The sequence below is a fragment of the Pengzhenrongella frigida genome (assembly GCF_004168625.1).
GTDB classification, from domain to species: Bacteria; Actinomycetota; Actinomycetes; order Actinomycetales; family Cellulomonadaceae; genus Pengzhenrongella; species Pengzhenrongella frigida.
In genome coordinates this window covers 13,182-25,850 of sequence record NZ_SDWW01000031.1, presented here as the reverse complement: position 1 = coordinate 25,850, position 12,669 = coordinate 13,182, and the positions used below count along the sequence as shown (strand labels likewise).

Sequence of the window (12,669 nt, the reverse complement as noted above, 5' to 3'; positions counted from 1 at the left end):
ACGCCGCGGCTAGAGGGTCGCAGCCTCGAGCGCGTTGCACTCCTGCACGCTGGCGCCGTCGTACCCGGCGCTGAACCAGCGCTGGCGCTGCTCGCTCGAGCCGTGCGTCCAGGACTCGGGGTCGACGGTCCCGGTCGCGCTCTCCTGGATGCGGTCGTCGCCGACCGCGGATGCCGCCGAGAGCGCGTCCGCGAGCTCCGCGGCGGTGATCGGGGCGAGGAACGGCACCCCGGTCGCGGGATCGACCGTCGTAGCGGCATGACCGGTCCACATCCCGGCGAAGCAGTCGGCGGTGAGCTCGATCCGGACCGAGTCCGAGGTCGGACCGGTGCCGGACCGGTCGGCGGCGGTCAGCAGACCGGTCAGCTGCTCGATGTGGTGGCCGAACTCGTGCGCGATGACGTACTCCTCGGCGAGCGGCCCCCCGGACGCGCCGAACCGCGTCCGCAGGTCGTCGAAGAAGCCGAGGTCGACGTACACGGTCTGGTCGGGCGGGCAGTAGAACGGTCCGGTCGCGCTGGTCGCGCTGCCGCAGGCGGTGTCGGTCGCCTGCTCGAAGCTGACGACGCCGGGCTGGGTGTACGCCACACCCAGGGGGGCGAGCGCGTCGGACCAATAGGTGTCGAGCGCCCGCGCCGTGGCCGACAACCGGCAGTCGCGGGCGGCGTTCGCCTGCTCGGCCGAGCACTCGGCCACGTACTCCTCGGTCTGCTCCCCGCCGGTGTCGCCGCCGAGCCCGTCGGCGATCGGGGACAGGTCGACGTTGAAGAACAGGGCCCCGATCAGCACGATGAGGCCGCCGAGCCCGCCGCCGATCGCCACCCCACGCCCGCCGCGACGCGTGCGCACCCGGCCACCCTCGAAGCTGCCACCGTCCTGGAACGTCATGCGTGCAGGCTATTCGCCGAGCCCACGAGCGGCCAACGCCGCGCCGGTGGTGCGGGCGCGGGCGACCGTCCGCACGGCGGCGGGCACGAGCAGCGCCCGTGGGTTGCGCTCGAGGCCGCGGGCCCGGGCCGCGTCGCGGACCTCCGCGGCGGTCTGCACGAGGGCCGGCACGGTGCGCAGCATGAGGGCGACCGACAGGGCGAAGCTCTCGGGCCGCAGCCCCACGTGCCGCAGCGGTCGGGCGGCGCGTTCGAGCGCGTCGAGCATCCGGTCGGCCGGCGTGGTCGCCGTCACCACTCCCGCCGCGACCACGAGGGTGAGCAGGTCGACGCTCACCTCGATCGCGGCGGCAAGACCCTGCTGCCACCACTGGAAGGCGGCGAGGCCGGCCGCGGTCGCCAGGACGGGGACCAGGCCGGTCAGGGTCGCGCGGGCCGGCTGACGTGCGACGGCGGCCGCTGCCGCCGCGACCGCGAGGAGCGCCAGTGCCCCGACCGGGCCGCGGACCAGCACGACGGCGAGACCGAGCAGCGCCAGTGCGGTCAGCTTCGCGCCGACGGGCGCGCGATGGAGCGGGGTCGACCCCGGGGAGTACAGACCGAGCGGACCGATCCAGGGGGAGCGTCGCCGCCGGCTCACCGGACTGCCCCGTTCATCGGACTGTGCCGTTCATCGGACTGTGCCGTTCATCGGACCGCCATCCGGTCGCGGTAGGTCTCGATGGCGCCCCAGGCGTCGCCGTCGGCCACGATCCGGCCGCCGTCGACCACCAGGACGCGGTCGGCGCGCGCGGCCGCGTCGAGGTCATGGGTCACGAGCACGACCTGCTGGTCGAGGGAGTCGAGCAGCTCGTCGACCACCCGGCGCCAGCGCAGGTCCAGCAGGGTGGTCGGCTCGTCGCACACGAGGATGGCCGGCTCGGTCGCCAGCACGCCGGCGAGCGCCAACAGCTGCTTCTGCCCACCCGACAGCGCGTGCACGCTCACCTCGGCGTGCGCCGCGAGCCCGAACCGCGCCAGGACGCCATGCACGCGCTCGGCGCGCTCAGCCGCATCGAGCGTCAGGCGCCGCAGCGAGAGGGCGACGTCCTCACGGGGGGTCGGCATGACGAGCTGGGCGTCCGGGTCGGTGAAGACGAACCCGACCCGGCGCCGGATCGCGGCGCCGTCCCGCGCGGTGTCCAGGCCGTCCACGAGCACCCGGCCGTCCGTCGGCAGGACGAGCCCGTTGACCAGCCGCGCCAGCGTCGACTTGCCGGACCCGTTCGCGCCGACGACGGCGACCCGGCGCTCGACCAGGTGCAGGTCGACCCCCGCGAGGATCGTCACGTCCGGCGCCCCGGGGGTCGACTCGGCGCGCACCGCGACGGACTCGAACGTGATCATGTGAGATCAGCGACGTACGCGGAGCATGTCCGGGAAGGCGCGGAAGATCGCGGCCGCGACGACGGCCACGAGCATGTTCTTGATCACGTCTCCGGGCACGAACGTCGCCCCGAGCGCGATCGCGGCACCCGGGTCGAGATCCAGCCGCCAGCCCATCACGGCGATGCCGATCGGGTGGATGAAGACGAGGCTGCCGCTCATCGCCGCGCCGAAGAGGACGAACGGCCGCAGGGCGGGGCGCACCCGCCGGGCGAGCGAGGCGACGTACCCGGCCAGGGCGGCGGCCAGCGGGAAGGCGATGAGGTACCCGAAGGACGGCTTGGCCACGACCGCGAGACCGCCTGTGGCCTGCGCAAACACCGGCATTCCGGCCAGCCCGACGGCGAGGTACAGACCGACGGCGGCCGCGCCGCGGCGCGGGCCCAGGACCACCCCTGCGAGCAGCACACCGAACGTCTGGAGCGTGATGGGCACGGGGATCCCGGCGACCGGGATCGACGGCAGGAGCGCGCACACGGCGATGAAGGCAGCAAAGGTCGCCACCAGGGCGACGTCGGTCGTGGTCCCGGATCGGGCTCTGCCGCGGGCGCCGACGGAGGGCAGCGCGACCGCTCCCGAGGGTGTCGGCGAGGTGCGGGGCTCGTTCTGGGGCGCGGTCGACATGGGTCTCCTCGGTGGTCGGGGGGTGGTCGGGGGCGGCTTCCCACGCTAGCCGGTCGTAGACTCGTGTGCGTTTGTGCCCGCATCCAACGCTCGCGGGCCGCGTTCGAAGGAAACCTCTTGATCACTGCCCATGCCGTCGAGCTGCGCTTCGGCGCACGCGTCCTGCTCGAGGCGGCGAGCTTCCGGATCGCTGCGGGGGACCGCATCGGCCTGGTCGGCCGTAACGGCGCCGGTAAGACGACGCTCACCAAGACCCTCGCGGGGGAGAGCCAGCCGTCTGCCGGTCAGATCACCCGCACCGGCGAGGTCGGCTACCTGCCGCAGGACTCGCGCACCGGCGACCACACCATGCTCGCGATGGACCGGGTGCTGTCGGCCCGCGGCCTCGACGAGATCGTGCGGGGCCTGCGCGAGACCGAGGTCGCGATGGCGAGCGTCGTCGACGAGACGCGCGACGCCGCGATGGAGCGGTACACCCGCCTCGAGGCGCGGTTCACGGCGGCCGGCGGGTACGCGGCCGAGAGCGAGGCGGAGCGGATCGCGTCCAACCTCGGCCTCGACGACCGCGTGCTCGAGCAGGAGTGCGGCACGCTCTCCGGTGGCCAGCGCCGCCGGGTCGAGCTCGCCCGGATCCTGTTCTCGGGCGTGGACACGCTGCTGCTCGACGAGCCCACCAACCACCTCGACGCCGACTCGATCGTCTGGCTGCGCGACTACCTCAAGGCGTACCCGGGTGGCCTGATCGTCATCAGCCACGACAACGACCTGCTGCGCGCGGTGGCCAACAAGGTGTTCCACCTGGACGCCAACCGCGGCGAGCTCGACCAGTACAACCTCAAGTGGGACGCCTACCTGCACCAGCGCGAGACCGACGAGAAGCGGCGCAAGCGCGAGCGGGCGAACACCGAGAAGAAGGCGTCGGTCCTGCTGCTGCAGGCGGACAAGATGCGGGCCAAGGCCACCAAGGCCGTCGCCGCGCAGAACATGGCCCGCCGGGCCGAGCGGATGCTCGCGGGGCTCGAGGCGGTCCGTGCGTCGGACAAGATCGCGCACATCCGGTTCCCCACCCCGTCGCCGTGCGGCAAGACGCCGCTGACGGCGGAGGGCCTGAGCAAGACGTACGGCTCGCTCGAGGTCTTCACCGACGTCAGCCTCGCGATCGACCGGGGCAGCCGGGTCGTCATCGTCGGGCTCAACGGTGCGGGCAAGACGACCCTGCTGCGGATGCTCGCGGGCGTCGACAAGCCGGACACCGGCTCGGTCAAGGCCGGGCACGGGCTCAAGCTCGGGTACTACGCGCAGGAGCACGAGACCCTCGACGACACCCGCTCGGTCGTGGAGAACATGCGCTCGGCCGCGCCGGACATGACCGACACCCAGGTGCGCAACGTGCTCGGCTCGTTCCTGTTCTCCGGGGACGACGCCGACAAGCCCGTCAAGGTGCTCTCCGGTGGTGAGAAGACCCGGCTCGCGCTCGCGGCCCTGGTCGTGTCGTCGGCCAACGTGCTGCTGCTGGACGAACCGACGAACAACCTCGACCCGGCCAGCCGTGGCGAGATCCTGCGCGCGCTGCACAACTACGAGGGCGCTGTCGTGCTCGTCTCGCACGACGAGGGCGCGGTCGAGGCGCTCAACCCCGAACGGGTCGTCCTGCTGCCCGACGGGGTCGAGGACCTCTGGGGCCCGGACTACGCGGACCTGATCTCCCTGGCGTAGCTAGCCCAGCTGGGAGTCGATGAGCGCGTCCTCGATCTCCTCGGCGCTCGGGCCCTTGCCCCGGCGTCCGGTGGGCCGCGCGGGTCGTCCGGTCGGATCACCGGCGGACGCCTCGTGCAGCTCGCGGCGGGCGAGGATGGAGAACCCGATCAGCGATCCGAGCGCGAAGGTCCACCACTGGAACGCGTAGGACAGGTGGGACCCGGGGTCCGTGCTCGGCTTGGGGAGCACCCCGATGTCGTCCGGGACGGCCGACTCCTCCGTGGCCAGCGCGCCGTAGGCGGCATAGGCGTCGACGTCTGCGGGGTCGCGGCCACCGGCGGCCAGCACCTGGTCGATCGAGATGGCCTGGACCTCGCCGTCGGGGGCGTCCCGGGCGGAGGGCGGCTCGTCGGCCCGCAGCCGGACCGTGATCTCGACCGTCCCGCTGGGCGCCGCCGGCAGGGTGTCCGGGCGTTCCGAGCTCTCCCCGGTCGGGATCCAACCGCGGTCGACCACGAGCACGGCGGGCCGGTCGCCCGCCTCGAGGGGCGCGGATCCGGCCTGGGCGGGGTCGGTCACGACGAACGGCACCAGGACGTGGAAGCCGGCCTGGCTGTTGATCGGGCGGTTGCGCAGGAGGGCGGTCGCGCCGGCGTCGTAGTGCCCGACGACGGTGACCGGGCGCCAGACCTCGTCGCCCGCGAGGGCATCGCCCGGCGAGTCGAGCACGTCCGCGAGCGGGACCGGGTCGGCGCCGTAGCCGGCCTCGATCACCGCGATGACGGCGTCGCGGGCGAGGTGCCGGTTCCACTGCCAGCGGCCCAGCAGTCCGCACGTCACGGCGAGCACCACCGCGAGCAGGACGAGTCCCGCGGCGCGCCGGGCGGCCGGGCTCACGGTCGGTCTCGCAGCGCTCCGAGGATGCCGCCGAGACGCGGCTCGTCGCCGGCGGTCGGCGACCCGGCGTCCGGCAGGTCGGCGACCGGCAGCTCGGTGACCGGCACGGTGCCGCGCAGGAGCCCGCGCGTGCCGAGGTACTCCTCGAGGTGGGCCCGGTGGTCGGCGCAGGCGAGCCACACCTTGCGGCGGTCCGGCGTGTGCAGCTTGGGGTTGTTCCAGAGCAGGCCCCACTGGGCCGGCGCGCCGCAGCCACGAGCCCGGCACACGGCTTCGTGGATGGAGTCCGGGACGGGGTTCAGGGGGTCAGTCACGCCGACCATCCTCGCCGGTCCGATCGCCGTCGGCCCCGCTGCCCAGGGCCCGGGGAGTCATCAGCGGGACGGCGTCGTCCGGGCGTTCGCGGCCGGCGTTGGCCAGGATCACCGCGATGTACGGCAGCACGACCGCGCCGGCGATGAGGAGCCAGGAGATCCAGCCGGGGACGCGACCCCAGGTCGCGACCGCGCCGATGAAGCACACGATCCGGATGCCCATCTGGATCAGATACCGACGGGTCCGCCGCGCGACCTCGTCGCTCAGCGGTTCGGGGACGGAGGTGATCCGGGGCACCTCGGGGGTTCCGGAGCGTGGCTTGCTCACCGGGTGAGTTTACGCGGTCGGGTCCGCCGTGGCCCGCCGGATCGGGTCCCGCGGCAGGGCGTTCTTGTGGGCTTCATACAACGCTCCGGCCCGATCGTGTCCGACGCAAGGCTCACCACCGCCGCGGAAGGTCAGATACCGTCAGTCCCCGTGACCGCGAGCGAGCGCGGCGATCCGCCGTTCAGACCTCGCCACACCGGTCTGTCGGACGCAGTGCCCTGGGAAAGAGAGATGACGCGTGAGTGAACCCCGTAGCGTGCTGGTGACCGGAGCGAACCGGGGCATCGGTCGGGCGATCGCCGAGCGGTTCGTCGCCGCGGGGGACAAGGTCGCGACGATCTACCGCACCGGTGAGCTGCCGGAGGGCGTGCTCGGGGTCGTCGGTGACGTCCGCGACACGGCGTCGATCGATGCCGCCTTCACCGCCATCGAGGCCGCGCACGGGCCGGTCGAGGTGCTGGTGGCGAACGCGGGGGTGACCCGTGACCAGCTGCTGCTGCGGATGACCGACGAGGACTTCGAGCAGGTGCTGGACGTCAACGTCACCGGCTCGTTCCGGTGCGTGCGTCGCGCGTCCAAGGGCATGATCCGGCTGCGTCGCGGACGCATCATCTTCATCTCCTCGGTCGTCGGGCTGTACGGCTCGCCCGGCCAGGTCAACTACGCGGCGTCGAAGTCCGCGCTCGTGGGCATGGCCCGGTCGATCACCCGCGAGCTGGGCGGGCGGGGGATCACCGCGAACGTCGTCGCCCCCGGGTTCGTCGACACCGCGATGACCGCCGAGCTGCCCGCCGAGCGCCAGGCCGCCTACCGCGCCGCGATCCCGGCGGGCCGGTTCGCCCAGCCCGACGAGGTGGCCGGCGTCGTGCTGTTCCTGGCCTCCGAGGACGCGGCCTACGTCAACGGGGCCGTCATCCCCGTCGACGGTGGCCTCGGCATGGGCCACTGACCGTCCGCTCGCCCCGCACCGCCTGCACCCCCACCCGCACTTAGCCCCACCCGAACCGAACGGAAGTCAGCTCATGGGTCTGCTCGACGGCAAGAAGCTCCTGATCACCGGTGTCCTCACCGACGGCTCGATCGCCTTCCACGTGGCGCGCCTCGCGCAGGAGCAGGGCGCCGAGGTCGTGCTGACCTCCTTCGGCCGCCAGTTCCGGCTCACCCAGGCGATCTCCCGGCGGCTGCCGTTGCCCGCGCCCGTCATCCAGCTGGACGTGACGTCCGACGAGGACCTCGCGGCGCTCGCCGATCGGGTCCGTGAGCACACCGACCACCTCGACGGCGTCGTGCACTCGATCGGGTTCGCCCCGCAGTCCGTCATGGGCGGCAACTTCCTGGCCGCCGAGTGGAAGGACGTCTCGACCGCCATCGAGGTCTCGGCCTACTCGTTGAAGTCCCTCGCCGTGGCCGCCAAGCCGCTGCTCGGTCGCGGCTCGTCGATCGTCGGACTCACCTTCGACGGCCGCTTCTCCTGGCCGGTCTACGACTGGATGGGCGTGGCCAAGGCTGCGCTCGAGGGAACGTCGCGCTACCTCGCCCGGGACCTCGGCCCGGAGGGCATCCGCGTGAACCTCGTGTCCGCCGGTCCGATCCGCACCACGGCCGCGAAGTCGATCCCCGGCGTGTCCCGGCTCGAGGAAGGCTGGCCCGAGCGGGCGCCGCTCGGCTGGGACATCGAGGACCCGGAGCCGACGGCCCGCGCGGTCGCCGCCCTGCTCTCGGACTGGTTCCCGGCGACCACGGGCGAGATGGTGCACGTCGACGGCGGTCTGCACGCGACCGGGGCCTAGGCCGCGATGCCCAGCGCGACGGACCACCCGCGGCGGCTCGTGCTGCTGCGGCACGCGAAGGCGGAGCCCGGCGGCCGCGAGGCTGACGCGCTGCGTTCCCTCGCCCTGGCCGGCCGCCGGCAGTGCCTGCGGGTCGGTGGGGCCCTGATCGAACGCGACCTGGTCCCGGACCTCGTGCTGTGCTCCGCCGCGGTGCGCACGCGACAGACCTGGGACCTGGTCCGCGGCGCGCTCGGCGGTGCCGAGCCGGTCGTCGAGATCAGCGACCTGCTCTACGAGGCCGGGGTGGCCGAGATGGTCGGGCAGGTGCGGGGGATCGGCGACGGCGTGCGCACCGTGCTCGTCGTCGGGCACGAGCCGACCGTGTCGGCCGTCGCCGCCACGCTCGCCGGCGCGCACTCGGACAAGTCAGCCGTGGCCCACGTGCGGGCCGGGATGTCGACCGGGACGTTCTGTGTGCTCGACGTCGCCGGGCCGTGGAGCGAGCTCGAGCGCGGGGCGGCCCGGCTGCGGGCGGTCGTCGCACCGACCGGATGACCGGCTGACCGCTCGACGGCGAGCCCGGGCGCTGCGTCCGGTCAGTCCCGGTGGTCGATCAGGGCGAGAACGGCGTCCAGCCGGCCGTCGACCGCGGCGTGTGCGGCGGCGCGCACCAGGGGCTTGGCGTTGAAGGCCACGCTGAAGCCGGCGACCGCGAGCATCCCGAGGTCGTTCGCGCCGTCGCCGATGGCGATCGTGTCGGCCATCGCGATGCCCTCGGCCTGCGCGTACTCGGTCAGGGCGGCCGCCTTCGCCGCGCGGTCGATCACGGCGCCGCGCACGCGCCCGGTGAGCAGACCATCGGCGACCTCGAGCCGGTTGGCCCGGGTCCGGGAGATGCCGAGCGAGGCGGCGAGCGGCTCGACGACCTCGGCGAAACCGCCGGACACGAGCCCGACCGGCCAGCCGCGGGCGGAGAGCTCGGCGAGCAGCTCACGGGCTCCGGGGGTGAGCTCGACCTCGGCCCGGACGTCGTCGAGCACCTGGACCGGGAGCCCGGCCAGCGTGGCGACCCGCTCGTGCAGCGACGTGGCGAAGTCGATCTCGCCGCGCATCGCCCGGTCGGTGATGGCGACGACCTGGCTGCGCGAGCCGGCATGGGCCGCGAGCAGCTCGATCACCTCGGCGGTGATCAGGGTCGAGTCCACATCCATGACCACCAGGCGGCGGGTGCGCGGGCGGGCGGCGGGCGGGCTGACGGTCGGGTGGTTCATCACCCGGGCAGGGTAACGGCGTGGGCAGGTACCGCGTTGTGCCTGCCCACGCCGGCGGTGCGTCAGACCTCGACGACGGTGCCCTTCGGGACGACCGTGATCCCCGAGTCCGTGACGGTGAAACCGCGCTCGAGGTCGTGCTTGCGGTCGAGCCCGATCCGGGCCCGCTCGGGCACGACGACGTTCTTGTCCAGGATCGACCGGTGCACCTGCGCGTGCCGGTGCACCTGGACGCCGTCCATCAGGACGCTGTCGGACACTGCCGACCAGGAGTGCAGGTACACGCCCGGGGACAGGACCGAACCCGACACCCCGGCACCGGAGACGATCACACCCGGCGACACGAGCGAGTCGGCCGCGTAGCCGATCCGGTCCGGCCCGGCGTGCACGAACTTCGCCGGCGGCAGGCCGGTGTAGCCCGTGTGCAGCGGCCAGTCGAAGTTGTAGACGTTGAAGACCGGCTCGATCGAGATCAGGTCGCGGTTCGCGTCGAAGTACGAGTCGATGGTGCCCACGTCGCGCCAGTAGTCGCGGTCGCGATCCGTGGACCCGGGCACGTCGTTGCGGATGAAGTCGTAGACGCCCGCCTCTCCACGCTCGACGAAGGCCGGGACGAGGTCGCCACCCATGTCGTGGCGTGAGGTCGGGTTCTCGGCATCGGCGGTGACGGCACGCACCAGCGCATCGGCGTTGATGACGTAGTTGCCCATCGACGCGAGGATCTCGCCGGGGGAGTCCGCGAGCGGGATCGGGTCGGACGGCTTCTCCCGGAACGCGGAGATCCGGGTCGGGTCGCTCGGGTCGGTCTCGATGACGCCGAACTCGGTCGACATCGCGATCGGCTGGCGGATGGCCGCCACGGTGATCTCGGCGCCGGACTCGATGTGGGCGTCCACCATCTGGGAGAAGTCCATGCGGTAGACGTGGTCGGCGCCGACCACGACGACGATGTCGGGGCGCTCGTCGTCGATGATGTTCAGGCACTGGAAGATCGCGTCGGCGCTGCCGAGGTACCAGTGCTTGCCGACCCGCTGCTGTGCGGGGACGGGGGCGACGTAGTTGCCCAGCAGCGAGGACATGCGCCAGGTCTTGGCGATGTGGCGGTCCAGGCTGTGCGACTTGTACTGCGTCAGCACGACGACTTTGAGGTAGCCCGAGTTGATGACGTTGGAGAGCGCGAAGTCGACAAGTCGATAGATGCCGCCGAACGGCACAGCCGGCTTGGCTCGGTGGGAGGTGAGCGGCATGAGCCGCTTCCCCTCCCCACCCGCGAGGACAATTGCAAGGATGCGCGGCGTTGCCATGGGTTGACCCTAGGCCCGCAAGCGGGCGAGCCGCCAACCATCGCTGTCAGCAGCACGGTTCGTGTCGCGCTAGCGTGTCGCGCGTGAGAGTAGATCTGTTGACACGTGAGTACCCGCCCTTCGTCTACGGCGGGGCCGGTGTGCACGTCGCCGAGCTGTCGGCCGTCCTGCGACGCAGCATCGACGTGCGCGTCCGCTGCTTCGACGGGCCCCGCGGGCCCGAGGCCGAGGCGGGGGTGACCGGGTACGCGGTCCCGGCCGAGCTCGCCTCGGCCAACGCGGCCCTCGCGACCTTCGGCGTCGACCTGGCGATGGCCAACGACGTGGCGGGCGCCGACCTGGTGCACTCCCACACCTGGTACGCGAACCTCGCCGGCCACCTCGCGAGCCTCCTGCACGGCGTGCCGCACATCCTGTCCGCGCACAGCCTCGAGCCGTTGCGGCCGTGGAAGGCCGAGCAGCTGGGCGGCGGGTACGCGTTGTCCGGCTGGGCCGAGCGGACCGCCTACGAGGGTGCCGCCGGCATCATCGCGGTGAGCGCGGGCATGCGCGCCGACATCTTGCGGTGCTACCCCCAGGTCGACCCCGCCCGGGTGCACGTGGTGCACAACGGCATCGACCTGGCTGGCTGGAAGCGTCCCGCGGACGACGAGGCGCTGGCCGCCGCCGACGCGATCGTGCGCGGCCTCGGGATCGACCCTGACCGTCCGGCGGTCGTGTTCGTCGGCCGGATCACGCGCCAGAAGGGGCTGCCCTACTTCCTGCGGGCGGCCGAGCGGCTGCCCGCCGACGTCCAGGTCATCCTGTGCGCGGGCGCCCCGGACACCCCGGAGATCGCGGCCGAGGTCGAGGGCCTCGTGGCGGCGCTCGCGGCCAAGCGTGACGGCGTCGTGTGGATCTCCCAGATGCTGCCGCGCCACGAGCTCGTGGCGGTGCTCGCCAGCGCGACCGTGTTCGCGTGCCCGTCCATCTATGAACCGCTCGGCATCGTCAACCTCGAGGCCATGGCCGTCGGCCTGCCGGTCGTGGGCACCGCGACCGGCGGCATCCCGGAGGTCGTCGCGGACGGCGTGACCGGCCTGCTGGTGCCGATCGCGCAGGCCCAGGACGGGACGGGCACACCGCTCGACCCCGAGGCGTTCGTGGCCGACCTCGCGGCGTCCCTGACGGAGCTCGCCGGGGATCCGGTCCGGGCGGCAGCCATGGGCGTCGCCGCGCGCACCCGGGTCGAGGACCACTTCGCGTGGGATGCCATCGCGGAGCGCACGCTGGCCGTCTACCGCACGGTGCTCGCCGGATAGGACGGTGCTCGCTGGTCAGTGAGCTCGCCGGAGAGGGAGCTCGTCAGGCCCCTCGGTCGACCTGCGTCGTGGCCGCGCACATCGCGCGGCGCGCGGCGCGGTCGACCTCGCGCAGCGCCGTGGACCGCTGGTCGGCCTGCCACAGGTTGACCGCGCCGCCGTCGTCGGCCGTCGCAAGATCGACGATCGCCCGCAGGCGGGCCGCCGAGACCAGGACCCGTAGCCGCCGTCCGTCGAGCCCCGGCGGAACGAGCCAGCCCGGATCGGCGTCGGCGCGCAGGGCGGCGATGGCGTTGGCAGCGTCGGGGCGCCAGCGCGCCACGTCGAGGGAGGCGAGCGCCTCGGTCGCCGCCACGAGGGCTCCCCGCAGGTCGCGCTCCGAGTCGGCCAGGGAGCCGACCGTGCCGAGGAGCGCGGTGCGCCACTCGGGGATGCGCCGGACCTCCCAGGACACCAGATGCCCCGGCTCGAGCGCGCTCCCGAACTCCTCGATCTGCGGGACTGCCGCGAAGGCGCCCTCCCGTGTGCGGACCAGGACGCACTCGCCCGCCTCGACGGCCAGCGCGCTGATCGCGGCCGGGACCCCGGCCAGGTCGCCCGGCGCCGGCAGCAGGGCGGCCACCTCGCGCGGACCGCTCGCCCAGGACGCGAACAGGTCCGCGAGCCGGTCGCCCGGCACGGTGACGTCGTCGGCGGGTTCGATCGTGTGGGGCTCGTCGTCACCCTGGACGGCGTCGACGGCCTGCTGCAGCGGGGCGGAACCCACGGGCACGTGCTGGACCCAGAGCGCGAGCAGCACGGATCGGGGCAGGTCGAACAGCGGTGCCGATTCCTCCACGCCGTCCAAC

The 12,669-nt window shown here is 73.1% G+C and carries 15 protein-coding genes; 5 read left to right on the top strand and 10 right to left on the bottom strand.

All coding sequences use genetic code 11. The annotated features are described in order from the left end of the window. Positions 1-9 precede the first annotated feature (9 nt). Genes ypfJ through EUA98_RS12975 form a run of 4 tightly spaced genes read right to left on the bottom strand, consistent with a single transcriptional unit; the run spans position 10 to position 2,936 of the window. Positions 10-888: a KPN_02809 family neutral zinc metallopeptidase gene (gene ypfJ, locus EUA98_RS12990; RefSeq protein ID WP_130103113.1), complete on the bottom strand. Its 879-nt coding sequence runs from the start codon at positions 886-888 to the stop codon at positions 10-12. Between the two features lie 9 nt (positions 889-897). After that, a complete protein-coding gene (locus tag EUA98_RS12985) occupies positions 898-1,527 on the bottom strand; it encodes an energy-coupling factor transporter transmembrane component T family protein (protein WP_130103112.1) in 630 nt (209 codons plus the stop codon). Positions 1,528-1,574: 47 nt separating this feature from the next. Then, positions 1,575-2,273 carry an energy-coupling factor ABC transporter ATP-binding protein gene (locus EUA98_RS12980; RefSeq protein WP_130103111.1) on the bottom strand — a complete coding sequence of 233 codons (699 nt, stop codon included), beginning with the start codon at positions 2,271-2,273 and terminating at the stop codon, positions 1,575-1,577. A 6-nt stretch (positions 2,274-2,279) separates the two neighbouring features. Further along, entirely contained in the window at positions 2,280-2,936 is a 657-nt protein-coding gene (locus EUA98_RS12975; protein WP_130103110.1) for a biotin transporter BioY, read from the bottom strand. Positions 2,937-3,053: 117 nt separating this feature from the next. Here EUA98_RS12975 and EUA98_RS12970 point away from each other — a divergent pair, with 117 nt between their 5' ends. Beyond that, positions 3,054-4,652 (top strand): ABC-F family ATP-binding cassette domain-containing protein, encoded by a 1,599-nt coding sequence (locus tag EUA98_RS12970; RefSeq protein WP_130103109.1) that lies wholly within the window; start codon positions 3,054-3,056, stop codon positions 4,650-4,652. On the opposite strand, the gene EUA98_RS12965 is transcribed toward EUA98_RS12970, so the two are convergent. The 3 genes from EUA98_RS12965 to EUA98_RS12955 are packed head-to-tail and all read right to left on the bottom strand — an operon-like array spanning position 4,653 to position 6,173. Beyond that, entirely contained in the window at positions 4,653-5,531 is an 879-nt protein-coding gene (locus EUA98_RS12965; RefSeq protein ID WP_130103108.1) for an SURF1 family cytochrome oxidase biogenesis protein, read from the bottom strand. It lies immediately after the preceding gene. Continuing rightward, on the bottom strand, positions 5,528-5,845 hold the full coding sequence (locus EUA98_RS12960) for a hypothetical protein (protein WP_350339501.1): 318 nt from the start codon (positions 5,843-5,845) through the stop codon (positions 5,528-5,530). Before EUA98_RS12960 ends, EUA98_RS12965 begins: the two co-directional genes overlap by 4 nt. After that, positions 5,838-6,173 carry a DUF3099 domain-containing protein gene (locus EUA98_RS12955; protein ID WP_242511478.1) on the bottom strand — a complete coding sequence of 112 codons (336 nt, stop codon included), beginning with the start codon at positions 6,171-6,173 and terminating at the stop codon, positions 5,838-5,840. Before EUA98_RS12955 ends, EUA98_RS12960 begins: the two co-directional genes overlap by 8 nt. A 238-nt stretch (positions 6,174-6,411) precedes the next feature. On the opposite strand from EUA98_RS12955, the gene fabG reads away from it, so the two are divergent. The 3 genes from fabG to EUA98_RS12940 all read left to right on the top strand — a co-directional run bounded on the left by fabG (position 6,412) and on the right by EUA98_RS12940 (position 8,500). Then, on the top strand, positions 6,412-7,122 hold the full coding sequence (fabG, locus tag EUA98_RS12950; protein WP_130103107.1) for a 3-oxoacyl-ACP reductase FabG: 711 nt from the start codon (positions 6,412-6,414) through the stop codon (positions 7,120-7,122). 73 nt (positions 7,123-7,195) lie between these two features. Then, on the top strand, positions 7,196-7,963 hold the full coding sequence (fabI, locus tag EUA98_RS12945; RefSeq protein WP_130103106.1) for an enoyl-ACP reductase FabI: 768 nt from the start codon (positions 7,196-7,198) through the stop codon (positions 7,961-7,963). Positions 7,964-7,969: 6 nt separating this feature from the next. Next, positions 7,970-8,500, top strand: coding sequence for a SixA phosphatase family protein (locus EUA98_RS12940; RefSeq protein ID WP_130103105.1), 531 nt, complete (start codon positions 7,970-7,972; stop codon positions 8,498-8,500). Positions 8,501-8,541: 41 nt separating this feature from the next. On the opposite strand, the gene serB is transcribed toward EUA98_RS12940, so the two are convergent. Beyond that, a complete protein-coding gene (serB, locus tag EUA98_RS12935; protein WP_130103104.1) occupies positions 8,542-9,216 on the bottom strand; it encodes a phosphoserine phosphatase SerB in 675 nt (224 codons plus the stop codon). A gap of 62 nt (positions 9,217-9,278) precedes the next feature. Further along, positions 9,279-10,520 (bottom strand): glucose-1-phosphate adenylyltransferase, encoded by a 1,242-nt coding sequence (locus EUA98_RS12930; RefSeq protein WP_130103103.1) that lies wholly within the window; start codon positions 10,518-10,520, stop codon positions 9,279-9,281. An 83-nt stretch (positions 10,521-10,603) separates the two neighbouring features. Between EUA98_RS12930 and glgA the strand changes: the two genes are divergently transcribed. Next, entirely contained in the window at positions 10,604-11,821 is a 1,218-nt protein-coding gene (gene glgA / locus EUA98_RS12925; protein ID WP_130103102.1) for a glycogen synthase, read from the top strand. A 43-nt stretch (positions 11,822-11,864) separates the two neighbouring features. On the opposite strand, the gene EUA98_RS12920 is transcribed toward glgA, so the two are convergent. Then, a complete protein-coding gene (locus tag EUA98_RS12920) occupies positions 11,865-12,659 on the bottom strand; it encodes an Rv1486c family protein (RefSeq protein WP_165372829.1) in 795 nt (264 codons plus the stop codon). Positions 12,660-12,669: the final 10 nt, after the last annotated feature.